Origin of the sequence: Paraniabella ginsengisoli (assembly GCF_022513635.1) — a bacterium.
Classification (GTDB): Bacteria; Bacteroidota; Bacteroidia; order Chitinophagales; family Chitinophagaceae; genus Niabella; species Niabella ginsengisoli.
Map to the genome: position 1 here is coordinate 1,133,607 of NZ_JAKWBL010000001.1, position 16,272 is coordinate 1,149,878.

Genomic DNA, 16,272 nt, shown 5'->3' on the forward strand with positions numbered 1-16,272 from the left:
TGCTGATCTTTTTTAAAGATAAAAAGTGCTTCATGATTTAGTTTCAGTCAAAATTAGATCAAACTACTAATAAGGCACATCACTAAAAATAGTGATACTGAGAGCCTCTTTTATATTCTACATTTACCTGGCAAAACAATTTTAATTTAAAGAAGAATGCAGCTAAACATTGAATTAATATGCCATTTTTACTTAATCATACACAAATAACCATAGAAGAATTTAAGGATCCGGTTATTTTTTTTAACCTTAGCATTAATCAATATCTGGCCGATGTAAATTCATTCAATTTTACACTGCGACATCCTAAAGACAACGACGAGCCTTCTTTTCAGAGCTATCTTGATTTTTATAAAAAGTGCCTTTCAAAGCAAGTCGTCATCAATATTACAGAAGGCGACGGGGGCGCAATTCAGTTTACTTTTATTGGTTTTATTTATGCAATCACTTGCACGGGAAATGATGATATGGCAACATCATACGATATTTCTGGTAAAGGGATATTTGCAAAACTGGACGAAATTTCTGAATGCAGCAGCTATTATCGTGAATCTATTCAAGGCATTATTGACAAAATAAGTACCGGTTTTCCGCTAAAAAAAATGAACTGAATACAAAAGAAGAGTTATACTATACGGTACAATACAACCAAACAAGATTCGATTTTTTACGCATGCTTGCTGCTCGTTATGGCGAATGGTTGTTTTACAATGGTACACAAATGATATTTGGCAATCCAGAAGGAAAAGAAATTACCTTAAAAATAGGCACAGATGTTACCGACGTTGGCGTATCTGCCAAAACATTAAAACCATCCGAAAAACATGCAGGCTTTAATACTCATGATGGAAAAGAAGTATTAAAAGATGTGAATGAGGCGCACGGAATGTCTGATCCGTTTATTAAAGCAGGTTTGGAGGCAGGCCAAAAAACCTACGAAGGTCAGCAACAATATACTTATGCAAATACTGTGTTTACCAGCAATCCTTCTTCCGCCAATAGTATGGATGCTGTTGCTGAAAGATTGCAACACGGCAATATAGCCAACACCACTTATCTTTCTGCCCGGTCAGAGAAAAGCACATTAGCGCTTGGCACAAAAATCTATTTAAAAGATAAAAGCGATGCATCGGCAGGAAATTACATTATTATACTGATTAACCATTTTTGTAGCGATCAACATCACTATCAAAACAGTTTTTCGGCTATACCGCAAGATGTAAAGAGGCCTCCATACACCAATGCGCACTTATACCCTGTGTGCAAACCACAACCTGCTATTGTGCTCAATAATGAAGATGATAAAGGAATGGGGCGGCTACAGGTTAAATTTCCCTGGCAGGCCGAATCGAAGGATGATAAGCCATGGTTAAGCGTAATGGTACCACATGCCGGAAAAGGCAAAGGGTTTCTTTTTTACCTGAAATTGATGAACAAGTTATGGTTGATTTTATTGGAGGCAATGCCGAACGCCCTTTTGTGGTTGGCGCTTTTTATACTGATGATGGGAAACATGAAAATGATCATACAAATAATCATAAAAAAGTTATTGGAACTAAAACGGGAAGGAGACTGGAGATTGATGATGACAAAGGAGAGCTTAGGCTTCAGGACTATAAAGGAGATGAGAAGGGGAATTATATTTTGCTTCAAAAAAACGAAGAGGATTATGAAACAAAGATCGTATCAGGCGCAGATGATAATAATTTTTCGATTGTGAGAGTAAACGGTGAAAACGGAATTTTTTAGCCGTAAAAGATAATGGCGAAGCTATTTTAGAAATTGTGCTGGACACAAAAAAGAAGAAAATAAAAATTCATTCTAAAGGTTCCGTCGGCATTTCGGCTGATCAGGAAATAAATATGAGCGCGGGTAATATTAGTATTAAAGCTTCTAAAAAGTTACAATTAACAGGTGCGGAGACCATAAATATAGATTCGGATAATAAAATAAAAATGGAAGGTGTAGATGTAAAAATTTCGGGGGATATGAATATGGAAATAGGTGGTGTAAATACAACCATTGAAGGAGAAGCTTCCCTTCAACTAAAATCTACAGGTCCGAATGTTATTTCAGGGTTACCTATAAAAATTAATTAAGCCATTTTCTAAAGAGAATAAAAATAAAAATTATGCCACAACCAGCAGCAAGAGTAGGGGATATGCATGTATGTGCCATGGTAACCGCATTGGTGCCGCATGTAGGCGGACCAATATTGCCGCCAGGCTGCCCCACCGTATTAATATGCGGACAACCAGCAGCAAGGGTAGGCGATATGTTGGTGTGTGCTGGTGGTCCAGATGTGGTGGCTTCTGGTTCTGCCACTGTATTAATTGGTGGCATGCCCGCAGCGCAAATGGGTAGCCTTACAGCACATGGTGGCGCTATTGTTGCAGGCGCGCCTACTGTATTAATTGGTTAATAAAAACTATGAACGAGGCAACAACAAAGATATTGGCAGAGCAGGCAACGGATGTTGCAAAGGAAATGGCGGTAGCATTAAAAAGGTTTAGCCGCGAAACTGCATTGCTTTTATATGCTAAAGCGTTGTGTAAAATGGAAATAGAATGTGTTTTTGTCGGTGACAAAGTACATCCTAAAATGACCAATGAACGAGCTAATGAAAAAATGAACAAAACTATAGAAAAGGCAAAAATAAAATGGCAAAACGCTAACGATGGCGATAAGCAAAAAGTATTGGAAATGCAAAAAATAATACAGGAAGGGCAAGAGCGGATAAAAGAACTGTATAATCAAATTGTTTAAATATTATGGTAAAAGCAGCAACATTTGACAATAACGTTTTAATTCACGATGTACGGGTAGAAGGAAAGGCTCCCAATTATTTGGCCAAAAATTATTGGCAAATAGATGGCGGCGCTTCTCTTGATTGGATATTTGGAGAAGCACTAAAGATAGCAGATAGCTTACCAGAGAAGAAAATAATAAATATTTATGTTATTGCTCATGGAATGTATGAGCAGAAGATGATCTGGAGATACGACAGCTTACACTTAAATAAAGATGGTAAACCAACAGCAACGCCAGAAAGATGTGGCGCATTTCATGGTGGCATAGGTGTGCAATTAGGAGCTGATAATTTAACAATAAGCTCAATGGATAAAATTCCTAATTTTTTAAAATTGAAAGACAGGGTTGGTAAAATTATTTTTTATTCATGTGGTATTGCTGGCGGGATGCCTATGATTACTGGTTCGAAAAATGACGGAAGTATAGACTATATTGAAGACAGCGAGAAAACTGCTCAAAAGGAGACTGAATGCCATATACATGATGGATTAACGGCGTATGACCGCTTGAATGGTTTAACATATAGCCTTGACTCATCTATGATTTTGCCAACATTCCAGTTTATGAAAACAGTTTCTAAAAAGTTAAACACGGTAACCATAGGTGCAAATATGCTGCAATGGCCAGTTTTAAAAAATGGGTGGTCCAATAAGACAAAAATGATTTATATGGAGAAATGGAAAGGACAGTTATATGAATTTTTACCACCGGAAGGAAGAGAGCATGAAATACACAGACCAGGTAATGATTATTTCTAAACAAACATAAAAGTATACAGCATTATGCCACTTTCGCAAATGAAAAAGTATAAAGTAATATATCCCATCAATACATGCTAAAATATCGTAACAAAGTTAAAGACATATTTTCCTCGGTTATTTTATGCTATTGATTCAAACAAAAGATAAACAGTTATGGAAAGCAATAATCACGATAATGGAATAAGGACAGCTACATCTGAAACCTTCTCCAATATTCAACAAAACAGGACGCTGATAGCCGGAAAATTTACGGTTGAGGCGCCCCTCAAACCTCAGGCAGTACACGGCTTACAAAACATGAACCAGTTATTTGAATATTACAAACCTGAAATAAGTGTGGAGCTGGAGAGTGCAAACAGAGGTATTAGTAAAGAAATATTAAAGTTTAAAAATCTTACGGATTTTGATTTGACAAACATAATTAGCCAAAGTTCAGTGTTAAAAAATATTGCTACAAAAAAGAAAGCTATTTGAATATTACAAAGCAATTAAAAAATAATCAGCTTTTGCAGCAAGCGCTCTCTGATTCAACGGACCGGCAGGCAATTGCCAAAATTATAAATGCCATGATAAACGAATTAAATAATCACCAATAATTGTATACCATGTCTCAATCATTAATGATGTTTGCATTGACAGCAGATGGGAGTTTGGAGGAAGACGAAAAAGGGAAGTTTTTTTGGATCAAATCCTATGATGTTGAAGTGTATCAGCCCATCGATCAAAGTGGACTTCCCAATGGAAATCCAAGAGCCGGAACTATACATCTGGTTTTGTATATGGGTACAGAAAACGATCTTCAATTAGTTGAACAATGGATTGTTGCTGCTGGCTACATGAAATCAGGGACTATTGCTCCGGATCCGGATAGCCATATCAATACATTTGATTTTGGGTTATTGTTTTATAACGCGTTTTGTATAAGGTACCGGCAAACGTACGATTCTGTATATAATGCTTCGGACGGTTCATCTCCGTGTTTAATACATCTTACAATTTCTGCTCAAACTATTGTATTTCTTGCAAGCGATGAGAAATTGGTTAACGAATGGCCAGGCGTTCCTCCTGCTCAAATTGAAAGTAAAAGCAGCGCGCCAATAAGCAACAAGCTTGATTTCGATTAGCTATTGATGTCACTATAAAACCCTAATATGTTTTGAACGAAAATATTAATATACATGAACTCTCTGACGAAACTGAAGAGCAGGCACGTCCCTTAGAAATTATAAAGCGCGAGGTTGACAAATTAGTAAAACATGGAGGCTTCGATTTGTTAACATCTGCTATTGAGGGAGTAATAAATCTAAACCCTGATTCGAAAAACTGCCGTACTAATTTTTTATCCGAACCCGAAAAAAATCTGAGCGAAAGGAATTGCTTGATATTTTAAAATTATGGTCTGATGTGCTGACATCCTCAAACGAAATTTCGGGCATGATTGCACAAAGCGAGCTTAAATCTGAGCAATGTCAACAGTTTTTTGAAAACAATCTCTTGAAAATTATTCAGGAAATAAAAGAAATCGAGTGTAGTTACAGAAATATTTCTGTTTTCTTTAAGAATAGTGGAAGTGACAACCTGCCAAATGTTTCGTTCATTAATTGTGAGTTAGCCCAATTAAAAGATCTGAATTTTTCAAATTATGTCGACTATATCTCCGAAGAATTAAAAAAGAACTTCGACCGAATTGATCTTCGGAATAACTATAGCTTATTGGTAATTCCGGGATATCTGGGTTCTAATAAAGTAATAGAAAAATGGGCGAAAATAGGGTATGAAAATAAAGTTCTTATAATTACTGACTTTGAAAATTTTAGTGATGTAGACGATGTGATGGAGCTGTTTGTAGCTGCCGGCCTTTCGGGTGGCGATGTGTATAAGTCGGCAATAATAATGGGTTGTAACTGGTTGGTAGGGCGTGGAAAATATTACGGGCTCGAAACAGAAGATCTATACCTACCTCCTTCAGGGGCTCTTGCCGGGAGAATATATAGTAATGTTATGAGCCAGGTAGCCGCGGGGTGGAATATGGTATACTAAATAATGTTGATGGTGTCCGGTTCGAGCTTAGAAAAAATGAAATTGCCTATCTCGATAAAATGGGATTGATACCAATGGTAAAGGCGCAGGAAAAGATAATGGCATTTTCTGCTAAAACCCTTTTTGACGGTAATAATCTGGGGTTGCAAATTTATTCTGTGGTGAGGGTATTTGATTATGTGACTAAGGTCTTAATGGATTTTTTAAACCGGAAAACTTTTGAAAACTTCAATGCTAACATGCGTAAAGACTTGATGGGAAAGGTTGTTAAATTCATGAATAGCATTACAGGTACCGGCCGATTAATAGAGGGTTTTAGCATCAGGCGGTTTGAGCAAGATGCAGAACAAAAGGACAAAATACATCTGGATATTCATCTTAAACCGTACTTCCCCTCAAAGAATTTTATGATAAAAATGGAAGGAAAAAAGATGATGAAGGTGCCAGCTGGGATACGAGTTACGACCAACAATAGTTTTCAATTCAAAACAAAAAGCATGAAGAAGTTTTCAGTATTATCATTGCTATTTATTCTATTTCAGCTAAACACATTTGCTCAAAATATTAATGGTGAAAAAATCCTTGTTGGACGGGAAAGTATAACGGTTATTAATTTCCCGGATAAGGTATTAAATATTAACTTCTCTGATGACGATGCTTATGATTATTATATCCCCAAACGTAGAGAAGAAAAATCCATCTCGCTACAATTTAATAAGGAGCAGAAAACCGGGCCTAATACAGGTTTGCTAGTAAATGAAGGTGGCCGTAGCCATATGTTTCGCTTAGTTTTTGATTCTGCATACAATATTAATGATGACAGCCGTCCACCTTTATGGTATGATCATTCAAGTGTTAAAGAACTTCGGTCCTTTGTGCAAAAGCAAAAGGAAATCATGGCCGAAGGTATTGATGAAGCCAGCATTGCAAAGCAGGATAAAGAGCAGGAAGAGCAACGTAAAAAGGAAATGGAAACGCGTAAGGCCGAAGCGCTTGTAGCCCAAAAACAAAAAGAGGAAGATGCTGCTCAAAAAAGTAAAGGAGTTGAAAAGCAAAGAAAGCAGGAAGAAGCCAGGCAAAAGGAAGACGCAATAGCACTTGCTAAAGCTAAAAAAGAAGCTGACGAAAAAGAAAGCCAGCTACAGATTGCAAAGCAAAAAGACGAAGAAATCAAAATAGCGGCAGAGGTAAAAGCCGCTAAAGAAGCCACAGCTCTTGCAAAACAGAAGGCGCTAGACGAACTGCGTATAAAAGAGTTAAAAGCTAAGCAAGATGAAGAAGCATTAGCTAAAGCCCAAGCAGAAGCAACTGAAAAAAACGTTTGCAGGAGCAGGCTTTGCTAAAGCAGAAAGCGATTGAAGAAGAAAACCAAAAAAGGATGCCGAAGCGTTTGCAAAAAAAGAAGCCGAAAGGAAGGCCGCTGCGGAAAAGTTAGCTCAACTGGAAGCGGAGCAAAAACAAAAAGAAGCGGAAAAGGCATATTCCGAAGTAGGGATTTGGCAACGTTACGGTAAAAAAGGTATTGATGTATATAACATACCAGCTGGGCAAATGGCGATGGTTAACGCTGATTTTTTTATAGCTGCGGATACGCTGCGCAATTTCAAGATAGCTGATTCGCTTATAAATACCAGCAGTTCCGATATACTGAATATCACCGCGGACAAAATTTTAAATGGCGGCGTTAAGGTGACGCTTGAGAATATTGCGTTTAAAGATGTGCATACTTATTACAAAGTGAAAATTGAAAACAATACCAAAGAAGATTTTTTACTTGGAAAGACTTATATGTATTGGTATGACAAACAGGATCAAGCCAAGATGATTATTAAATGTAGTTATCTCACTTATATAAATTTTTATCCGATTATAAAGCCAGGAACTTCGCAGTACATTGTTTTTGCAACACGCTCGCCTAATGTTATAGAAAGTGAAAGTCTTGTTTTATTTATAGAAGAGAGGCGAAAAGAAAAAGGCGTAGCCGGGATTGTTATTGGTGGGAAAAATTATATTGATGAATTGGCTAAAGTGCAAACATCCGTGAGAAGCTCAGTTGATAGCAAAGCAGTGAAACAAACAAAGCCACAAGAGGATGAGAAGCCCAATAAAAAATCAAGAAGAAAGAAGAATAAATAAGCTACGGTATTATGAACTTATTTAGACTTTTTTATAAAATACATAGATACATAGAATTGCTTCATTTGAGGATATGTAGTATCCGCCGTAGACGGAACATAGCCTCTGGAAAATGAACGATTATGTTTGTTAATTTTTCCTGTTTATCATAAAAACCTATGTTTCTATGTGGTGAAAAATAAGTTTAAGCAACTTCTATATAATGATAAAATCCAGAAAATATTTATTCTTAATTTTTATATGTGCAATTTCAGTGATTGCCGAGGCACAGCACATCATTAGTTTTTGTGGCGAAGCAGTACCGATGAATCAGCAATTTGTTCAGGATAAGCTTGTGAATGTAATCAAAAAGCAAGTGAATGTTGTGAACCTCCCATCTTTAAGGCAGCGTGCTAACAGTTATTTTCCGCTGGTTGAAAAATATCTGAAGGCATATGGCCTTCATCCGGATCTTAAGTATCTGCCAATTGTGGAAAGTGGTTTTTTAACTAAAGCAGAATCGGGTGTTGGCGCCAAAGGTATTTGGCAAATCATGCCAGCTACCGCTCGAGGTTATGGTATGCAGGTAGGAAGTGGGATAGATGAAAGAGAGAATTTTGATAAGGCAACGCGTGTTGCTTGTCAGCTAATTCGCGATAACTACACCGGGTTGCGTAAAATGGCAGGAACAGTTAACTGGCCATTGGCAATTGCGGCGTATAATTTTGGTATTGGAAATATTTTAAATGCTATCAAGGCGCAGGGAAATAACTATTTTACCATGAGGTTAAATGCCGAAACAGGTTTATATGTATATAAGATCATTGCCGTAAAAGAATTGTTCGAGTATCCTGAATTGTACAATTCAAAATTTGGATATAATATTTTTAGCACAACCGCCGGTCCTAAAAAGAAGCCTAAACAATCAGATCTGAAAGTTGAAAATGATGAAGATATCATTGGCGTTATAGAAAAGGAAATAGAAAAAAATAAAGACAAGAAAGCGCCGGTTATAAACGAAGAGCAATATGTATTAGCGCATGTAGAAGGTAAAATAAAAAACTTTCAGGATGGAGATATGGTAACGATTGTATTAGATGACGATTTGCAAACCTCGAATTATGGACTTTCATTTAAAGGCTATTCTTTTGGTGTACAGGGCTGGATCATTGACGATCGTGTTTTTTTTAAACTTGGCTACGACCATGATGTTACTTTGCTTGATCTGGACAAACAAAAAGGAGTTTTGCTAACCGACCTATTGGCAAAAAAAGAATAGATGTGTTGCTGAAAAATAATATCTATGCTAAGTAGTTACTGAAGTTGTTTAAATTTATTTTTAACCACATAGAAACATAAGTTTTTATGATAAACAGGAAACATAAATACACATAATCGTTCCTTTACCAGAGGCTATGTCCGCCTACGGCGGATACTATATCACCTCAAAAGAGGCAAATGCTATGTCTCTATGTGTTTTATTAAAAAGTCTAAGCAAGTTCATTGTATAGGAACTACATTTCTTTTTTATTTTTTTAAGTTTTTCAGGTATCGCAGCTAATATTTCTTTCTTCAATGAATCGATCAATCTTTTTTGATAAAATTGCCGTGAACGATCAGACTTACTTCTCGTACAGGAGCCGGACTTTTAAAATGGCGTACTGCGCGCAGTTCATTTTTTGGCATCTGTATAGTTACAAGTTCCGGAATGATCGTTAATCCATCATTTACATCAACCATTCTTTTTAGCGTTTCAATGCTGCCCGCTTCATATTCGAAATTGATAAATTCTTTGCTCTGCTTCTGTAGTTCGCACAGGGAAAGGATTTGAGACCGAAAGCAATGACTTTCTTCCAATAACCATAGTTTGCTTACGTCAATGTCTTTTTGTAATAAATATTGCTTTTGATATAGCCTGTTATTTTTAGATGCATACACCATAAGTTCTTCGTAAAAAAGCGCATGTTCGGTTATTCCGTTTTCATTAATGGGTGTAACAAGGATGCCTACATCGATGCTGCCTTTTTTAGCATATTGATAATGATATCTGTTGTCTGCTCCTTTACCTGCAACTTTACATCCGGATATTTTTTAGTAAACGTAGGAATGAATAAGGGTAAGAGATAGGGAGCGAGAGTAGGGATGATACCGATCCTTAACAGGCCCTTCATTTTTCCTTTTTGAGATTCTACCAAAGACGATAATTCATGTGCTGCGGTTACAACTTGCCTGGCATGTTCAATAACTTCAATTCCCGCAGTTGTTGTGGAAATAGGTTGTTTGCTTCTGTCGAAAATTTTTATTTCAAATTCTTCTTCCAGCTTTTGAATTTGCATACTCAATGTGGGCTGAGTAACAAAACAAGCTTCCGCCGCCTTTAAAAAATTTCGATGTTGATGTACTGCTAGTAAATATTCCAATTGTTGCAAAGTCATTTCTATATCATTTTCATCTATAAGTATTGCAAAACTATCAATTATTTTTATATCTTCTTTTCAATAAAGAAATTGTACTTGTTGTTGATATCATAGTGATTTATTGGATCTGACACTTTTGTTACACGATCCAGGGCGTTTTGGAGTAGACGTCGGGTAGCTGTCGTATATGTTGGTTGAGCTATATTCCACAAAAAATGGTGCGACGCAAGGCTGATGCTATTTGTTTAGTGTTGGCTAATAAAATTCTTCACTTATGTTATTAAAAAAGGTTGAAACAACTATCTTATTCTTATTTCTAATCATAATTTAATGTGATACAGTTTTCTAAGAACTTAAAAATTGTAGCTTTGAAAAGAATATGGCAAGAGAAATACTCGAAACAAAACGGAAAGCTTTAAAAATAAACCTTGATGCTTCGGTTTATGGCACTTTTGCAGAGATTGGCGCTGGACAGGAGGTCGCCCGAAATTTTTTACAGCTGGCGCCGCTTCCGGCACAGTGGCCAAAACAATGTCGGCGTACGACATGTCTTTCAGTAATGCCATTTATGGAATTGAAGAAACTGGCCGTTACGTAAGCCGTTCCAGGGTAAAGCAAATGCTTTCGCACGAGTACGACTTGTTAACAGAACGACTTTACGGCGAGAAACATGAGGGCAAAACTTTTTTGCTTTTGCAGATACAGTTACTACGCTTAATTTCAGTCGTACCAATGAACCGCATGGCTGGCTTGGCCTTAGGTTTCAGGTGGCGCCCGGCGGCGAACACAACGATATCATTTTTCACGTAAAATTATTGGACAACGACACCAGTTTGCAGCATAATGTACTGGGCATATTGGGTGTTAATCTTGTATATGCTGCCTTCTATTATAATCATGATGTACAATTGATGGTTGAATCGCTGGTAGACAATCTTTCTTTTGGTTCTGTTGAGATTGACATGATAAGCTTGCGCGGCCCTGTGTTCAAACATACCAGCGACAGGTTGGTGAATTTATACCTTATTGCCAAGGGTTTTTCGAGTGCGGCTATTTTCAATCCGCAACGAAATGTTATGCAGGCTAAAGATCTTTTATATAAGAAAGATATTATGATTCTTCGTACCAAATTCCTTCAAAAGTCAAAACCTAATTTTGATCTTTTCAATAAAGCGGTTGAACAGTTTAAGCGGTCGCAAAATGTGAAAAATGACAATCTTGTTGTGATGATAGAAGTGTTGATGAGCAATTTGCTGGATGACGATACATCGAACGATAACGATCTTGAAATATTTGCCACCCGAGCAGAAGAGTTATGTGATACGGGTAATAATGTTATTGTATCTAATTTTAAACGTAATAATAAACTTGCGCAATACCTTGCTCGCTGTAAACCACGCAACGTTGGTATTTCAACCAACATATCAAATCTGCGAACTATTTTTAATGCGAAAAACTATAGCGAAACTTACACTCAGGAATTATTGACCTACATCAGTGACCTTTTCAGCCGAAATGTTAAGCTGTATGCTTATCCATACCTAAATAAAAAAACTAATGAGGTGATCACAGTTAAGAATATGCCTGTATCTCCAGAAGCCAAACCTCTGTTCGATTTTTTGGTCATTAATAATTATATACAGGATATTGAAGGCTATGATGTAAAAGATGTAAAAGGGATTTAAAGTTAAACAAATCGGTATTTATTTTTATCTGGCTAATTGATGCATAAATAAAATTTTTTATAATGATAAAAAAATTAGTATTTTGCACTAAAATAATTAGTCATGTCAGTAGCCAACAAAAATCTGAAGTATTTAAGAAAGCTTCGCGGGTGGACGCAGGATGAATTTGCAACTAAGCTTAATATTAAAAGATCGCTATTAGGCGCGTGATGAAGAAGAGCGCGCTGAACCCCGTATCGATGTGCTTGAAATCGTTTGCGATATGTTTAAACTTACGCTGGACGAGTTGCTACGTAAAGACCTTAGCGTTGAAACCGGCTCAGGAAATTATCTTGCTAAAAGACGCGCATTGAAACTCGCACCTGTAGTTACTCAAATTCCTTTTGTACCGGTGAAGGCGGCAGCAGGTTATTTAACTGGTTATGCTGATCATGAATTTATTGATGAGTTAAATACATTTACATTGCCGATGCTTAGTGGAGGAAACTACCGGGCGTTCGAGATCTTAGGCGACTCAATGTTACCAACACCTAGTGGTTCCGTTATTGTTGGTGAAAAGATTGAGGCGTTGGACACTCTAAAAAACAATACTGCATGCATATTAGTTTCCCGAAATGATGGTATTGTTTATAAACGTATACAAAAGAATACCAAGGCAAAGAACAAGTTGACATTAATGAGTGACAACCCTACTTTTCAACCATATACCATAAGTTCAGACGAAGTTTTGGAAATGTGGGAAGCACAATATATAATATCTAAAACAAATACTTCTCAGAATTGGGATGTTGGTCAACTGGTAAATATTGTGGCCAATCTACAACAACAGGTAGATGGTATGAAGAAGAAAAGAAATTAGGTTTTCATCTTTTTGAACTAATTTATGGATGAAATTGACCCATTCATGGAAAAATAAGGGGTGTTCGTCGAAAAAATATTTTTTCTTATTTATAAAAGATTATTTTTAAGTACTTTAACGAAAGATTTTAGACGAACTAATTGCTTATACAACAGCCGCTTCAACAGCGGCTTTGTTGTTTTTATGCTTTATGCAATAAAATCATTCATCCTTTAAGTTTTCCTCTTTTGTAATTTATTAACTGCCGTTTAGTAAAAACTGATAATTTTAACGCAAACTTATTTTGTGTATGAAGAGATATAGCGCAATCATTACATTTCTTTTATTAGCCAACCTCCTTGGTGCTCAAACACCACAACTAACTGCAGATGATTATAAAAGAGCAGAACAGTTTTTAAGTTATAATACAGCTAAATATGTAGATTGGACCAACCCTTATCCGCAATGGTTAGATGGGGACAAATTTTGGTATAAAAGTGAAAAGGATGTTTTTTTTGTAGACCCAGTAAAAAAAGTAAAAAGGGAACTAATCTTTACGGCAACAAAAAAAGTGGTGATGAAACGCGGCGCAGAAGGCAAAATCCAAATGAAGTAGTTTCTCCAGATGGGAAGAAAGCAGTCTTTATTAAAGATTGGAACCTTTGGGTAAAAGATCTGGAAACAAAAAGGGAAACGCAATTAACAACTGACGGGGTTGAGAATTATGGGTACGCAACAGATAATGCAGGTTGGAAACATAGTGATGCAGCTATTGTGAGCTGGTCGCCCGATTCTAAAAAAGTCGCAACTTTTCAGCAGGATCAGCGCAACGTGAATGATATGTATCTGGTAACAACTAATGTTGGTGCGCCTAAATTAGAGCAATGGAAATATCCACTGCCAGGCGATAAATATATTCCTACAATTAGAAGAGTAATTATCGATGTAGAGAACGCTAAAGTAATTTCACTTAATATTCCTCCCGACCCGCACCGCGCTACAATGAGCGATGATATTGCAAGTAGTGGAACTTTCGATGATATCGACTGGTCTCCGGATGCATCTGAAATGGCTTTTGTATCTACTTCAAGAGATCATAAGAATGAGAAGGTACGTATAGCAAATGCTTCAACCGGTGCCGTTAAAGAGATTTTTGAAGAGACTGTAAAAACACAATTTGAATCAGGCAGAAATGCGATTAACTGGAGATATTTACCTTCTTCAAAAGAAATAATCTGGTATTCTGAACGCGACAATTGGGGACATTTATATTTATATGATAGCGAAACCGGAAAGCTAAAACATCAAATTACAAAAGGCGATTGGCTGGTAGGAAAACTTATGAGAGTTGATGAGAAAGAGCGTGTGCTCTATTTTACGGGGCATGGCCGGGAAAAGGGTAATCCTTATTTCAGTTATTTTTATAAAATAGGATTTGATGGCAAGGGGCTTACGTTGTTAACACCTGAGCTGGGAAATCATAACATTACACTTTCTCCTTCGGGTAATTATTTTATTGACACCTATTCTCAACTGGATGTACCACCTATAGCAGATTATAGAAGTATGGACGGTAAGCTGATTGTCAATCTGGAAAAAGCTGATGTGTCTCGTTTAAAAGCTACAGGTTGGAAGCCTCCGGTTCCTGTAATGACGAAAGCGGCCGATGGCGTTACTGATATTTATGGCCTTGTGTTTACACCTACAAAAATGGATGCTTCAAAAAAATATCCGGTTGTTGATTATATATATCCCGGGCCGCAAGGTGGCAGCGTTGGTGGTTGGAGCTTTTCTGCGTCCAGAGGTGATCACCAGGCTTTAGCGGAATTAGGGTTTATTGTAGTAGTTATTGAAGGTACGAGCAATCCTTATCGTTCCAAAAGTTTTCATGACATGAGCTATGGTAACATGGCTGAAAATACGTTGCCAGACCAGATTGCAGCTATTCGGCAATTATCTCAAACTTATCCGATAGATACAAACCGTGTTGGCATTTGGGGGCATAGTGGCGGTGGTTTTGCAACAGCGGCAGCCTTATTAAGATATCCCGATTTTTTAAAGTTGGTGTATCGCAATCGGGCAATCACGATAATCGGAATTACGAAGACGATTGGGGTGAGCGTTATAACGGCCTTGTAGAAAACAGTGACTATGCAGCACAAGCCAATCAGGCTTATGCTAAAAATCTGAAAGGCAAATTAATGATAGTGCATGGTATGATGGATGATAATGTTCCACCATATAATACATTGTTAGTTGTGGAGGCGCTTCAAAAAGAAAACAAGGATTTTGACCTGGTTCTTTTTCCTAATAGCAGGCATGGTTACGGCCCTTATACTTATTATATGACTCGTCGCCGCTGGGATTATTTTGTAAAACATTTATTAGGAGCGGAACCTCCGAAGGAATACTTGCTGGGACCGAAATAAACAATAGTGGCTATTGTTTATTCATGTATAATAAGGTCGCAAGGGATAATAATATTTTTCGGAGGTGAAATTTTTCTGCTTCCGTATCTTTTATTTTTTCAAATAAAAGTTCTGCAGCTTGGCGGCCCATCATTTGAGAATTCTCGTCTAATGATGCCGTGGGTTTAGTTTCTAGTTGCTTAATTAGCGGTAGGTTTCCAAAACCAATAATATCAGTATGTTTTAGTTTTTTTGGATGAGAGGATTGGAGAAAACGTTTTATATCCAAACCGACATAGCTTTTGAATACAAAAAATGCAGTAGGAGGGTGTTTGTCTTTGTACAACTCGGTTAAGGCAGTTGAAGTGCTTTCATAAGAAAAGTCTGTAGCTTTTACCAGTGCAGCATCGTACGGAATATTATTTTGTTCCAATGCTTTTTTGTAAGCTGTATGTCGAAGGTGGCTTGTTAATAAAGCGTTTGGTCCAGCCAGATGCGCTATTCTTTTATGTCCGCGTTTTATTAATAAGTTGATTGCTTTCAACGCACCATCGTTATGATCAGAAGAAACTGAACTGAACGAGGGCTGCTGTATAGATCGGGCGAAGAATACAATTGGAATTCCCTGTTTCTCCATATTGTCGAAAATGGTAAGATCTTTTGTATTCTTTGAAACTACTATGATAATGCCATCAATTCTCGAACTGACAAGATGGTTTAGAATGTTTATCTCCCTTTCCGAGTTATCATAACTCTGACATATAATTACATTATAATTATTTTGTATAGCTACTTCTTCTATGCCATTTATCGCCAAGGCGTAAAACTGATCGAGCAAATCGGGTATAACAATTGCGAGCGTAAACGATTTGTTTTGTTGAAAATTTCTGGCTGCCTGATTGGGGATATAATTCCATTCCTTAGCCAACGCTTTTACTCTTTCTCTTGTAATGGCGCTGATCGTTTTGTCATCTTTCAGGGCTTTAGACACCGTTGACGCAGACATATTTAGCCTGTGCGCAATATCTACGATGGTAACGCCTTTTTCATTGCTCAATGTTAGCGTTTTTTTCTGAAATGAGCGCTAATACATTTTATATAAAAACTGTTTCAATCGTTGTAATACTGGGTTTTTACAGTTCATTCATGTACTTCCTTTTTTTCTTCAATAGAATATTTATCTTGGTTTTGAAAGAC

At 37.0% G+C, this 16,272-nt stretch carries 17 protein-coding genes and 4 pseudogenes; 19 read left to right on the plus strand and 2 right to left on the minus strand.

Features of this window, described 5'->3' with window-relative positions; genetic code table 11:
• Window positions 1-179 precede the first annotated feature (179 nt).
• From MKP09_RS06345 to MKP09_RS06395, 13 genes and pseudogenes are all read left to right on the plus strand, one after another.
• The gene (locus MKP09_RS06345; protein ID WP_240826932.1) at window positions 180-611 is read left to right on the plus strand and encodes a hypothetical protein; all 432 of its coding nucleotides are present in this window, start codon (window positions 180-182) and stop codon (window positions 609-611) included.
• Window positions 612-1,003: 392 nt separating this feature from the next.
• Window positions 1,004-1,390 (plus strand): annotated as a pseudogene (locus MKP09_RS27915) (phage baseplate assembly protein V); the annotation flags it as partial.
• A 50-nt stretch (window positions 1,391-1,440) separates the two neighbouring features.
• Window positions 1,441-1,749, plus strand: coding sequence for a hypothetical protein (locus MKP09_RS27920; protein WP_394801039.1), 309 nt, complete (start codon window positions 1,441-1,443; stop codon window positions 1,747-1,749).
• A 35-nt stretch (window positions 1,750-1,784) separates the two neighbouring features.
• On the plus strand, window positions 1,785-2,099 hold the full coding sequence (locus MKP09_RS06355) for a hypothetical protein (protein ID WP_240826934.1): 315 nt from the start codon (window positions 1,785-1,787) through the stop codon (window positions 2,097-2,099).
• Between the two features lie 32 nt (window positions 2,100-2,131).
• Window positions 2,132-2,422, plus strand: a complete 291-nt coding sequence (locus tag MKP09_RS06360) for a PAAR domain-containing protein (RefSeq protein ID WP_240826935.1) — start codon at window positions 2,132-2,134, stop codon at window positions 2,420-2,422.
• A gap of 8 nt (window positions 2,423-2,430) precedes the next feature.
• Window positions 2,431-2,766, plus strand: coding sequence for a hypothetical protein (locus tag MKP09_RS06365; RefSeq protein ID WP_240826936.1), 336 nt, complete (start codon window positions 2,431-2,433; stop codon window positions 2,764-2,766).
• A 5-nt stretch (window positions 2,767-2,771) separates the two neighbouring features.
• Window positions 2,772-3,569: a hypothetical protein gene (locus MKP09_RS06370; RefSeq protein ID WP_240826937.1), complete on the plus strand. Its 798-nt coding sequence runs from the start codon at window positions 2,772-2,774 to the stop codon at window positions 3,567-3,569.
• A 156-nt stretch (window positions 3,570-3,725) separates the two neighbouring features.
• Window positions 3,726-4,046 (plus strand): hypothetical protein, encoded by a 321-nt coding sequence (locus MKP09_RS06375; protein WP_240826938.1) that lies wholly within the window; start codon window positions 3,726-3,728, stop codon window positions 4,044-4,046.
• 131 nt (window positions 4,047-4,177) lie between these two features.
• Window positions 4,178-4,696 (plus strand): type VI secretion system tube protein TssD, encoded by a 519-nt coding sequence (gene tssD / locus MKP09_RS06380; protein WP_240826939.1) that lies wholly within the window; start codon window positions 4,178-4,180, stop codon window positions 4,694-4,696.
• A 146-nt stretch (window positions 4,697-4,842) separates the two neighbouring features.
• Window positions 4,843-5,680 (plus strand): annotated as a pseudogene (locus MKP09_RS28870) (type VI secretion system contractile sheath protein TssC); the annotation flags it as partial.
• A 126-nt stretch (window positions 5,681-5,806) separates the two neighbouring features.
• Complete coding sequence (locus MKP09_RS28875; RefSeq protein WP_490355045.1) at window positions 5,807-6,955, plus strand: cell envelope integrity TolA family protein; 1,149 nt, start codon at window positions 5,807-5,809, stop codon at window positions 6,953-6,955.
• Window positions 6,956-7,163: 208 nt separating this feature from the next.
• Window positions 7,164-7,748: a hypothetical protein gene (locus MKP09_RS06390; protein WP_240826940.1), complete on the plus strand. Its 585-nt coding sequence runs from the start codon at window positions 7,164-7,166 to the stop codon at window positions 7,746-7,748.
• Window positions 7,749-8,001: 253 nt separating this feature from the next.
• Window positions 8,002-9,006 (plus strand): lytic transglycosylase domain-containing protein, encoded by a 1,005-nt coding sequence (locus MKP09_RS06395; RefSeq protein ID WP_240826941.1) that lies wholly within the window; start codon window positions 8,002-8,004, stop codon window positions 9,004-9,006.
• Between the two features lie 305 nt (window positions 9,007-9,311).
• Here the strand turns inward: MKP09_RS06395 and MKP09_RS27925 are convergent.
• Window positions 9,312-10,162 (minus strand): annotated as a pseudogene (locus MKP09_RS27925) (hydrogen peroxide-inducible genes activator).
• Window positions 10,163-10,523: 361 nt separating this feature from the next.
• Between MKP09_RS27925 and MKP09_RS06410 the strand changes: the two are divergent.
• From MKP09_RS06410 to MKP09_RS06435, 6 genes and pseudogenes are all read left to right on the plus strand, one after another.
• A complete protein-coding gene (locus MKP09_RS06410; RefSeq protein ID WP_240826943.1) occupies window positions 10,524-10,742 on the plus strand; it encodes a hypothetical protein in 219 nt (72 codons plus the stop codon).
• Between the two features lie 217 nt (window positions 10,743-10,959).
• A complete protein-coding gene (locus MKP09_RS06415; RefSeq protein ID WP_240826944.1) occupies window positions 10,960-11,829 on the plus strand; it encodes a hypothetical protein in 870 nt (289 codons plus the stop codon).
• Window positions 11,830-11,931: 102 nt separating this feature from the next.
• Entirely contained in the window at window positions 11,932-12,039 is a 108-nt protein-coding gene (locus MKP09_RS06420) for a helix-turn-helix domain-containing protein (protein WP_240826945.1), read from the plus strand.
• A gap of 52 nt (window positions 12,040-12,091) precedes the next feature.
• On the plus strand, window positions 12,092-12,688 hold the full coding sequence (locus MKP09_RS06425; RefSeq protein ID WP_240826946.1) for a S24 family peptidase: 597 nt from the start codon (window positions 12,092-12,094) through the stop codon (window positions 12,686-12,688).
• 289 nt (window positions 12,689-12,977) lie between these two features.
• The gene (locus tag MKP09_RS06430) at window positions 12,978-13,283 is read left to right on the plus strand and encodes a hypothetical protein (protein ID WP_240826947.1); all 306 of its coding nucleotides are present in this window, start codon (window positions 12,978-12,980) and stop codon (window positions 13,281-13,283) included.
• A 29-nt stretch (window positions 13,284-13,312) separates the two neighbouring features.
• A pseudogene (locus tag MKP09_RS06435) lies at window positions 13,313-15,096 on the plus strand (S9 family peptidase).
• A gap of 10 nt (window positions 15,097-15,106) precedes the next feature.
• Here the strand turns inward: MKP09_RS06435 and MKP09_RS06440 are convergent.
• On the minus strand, window positions 15,107-16,132 hold the full coding sequence (locus MKP09_RS06440) for a LacI family DNA-binding transcriptional regulator (RefSeq protein ID WP_240826948.1): 1,026 nt from the start codon (window positions 16,130-16,132) through the stop codon (window positions 15,107-15,109).
• Between the last annotated feature and the right edge of the window lie 140 nt (window positions 16,133-16,272).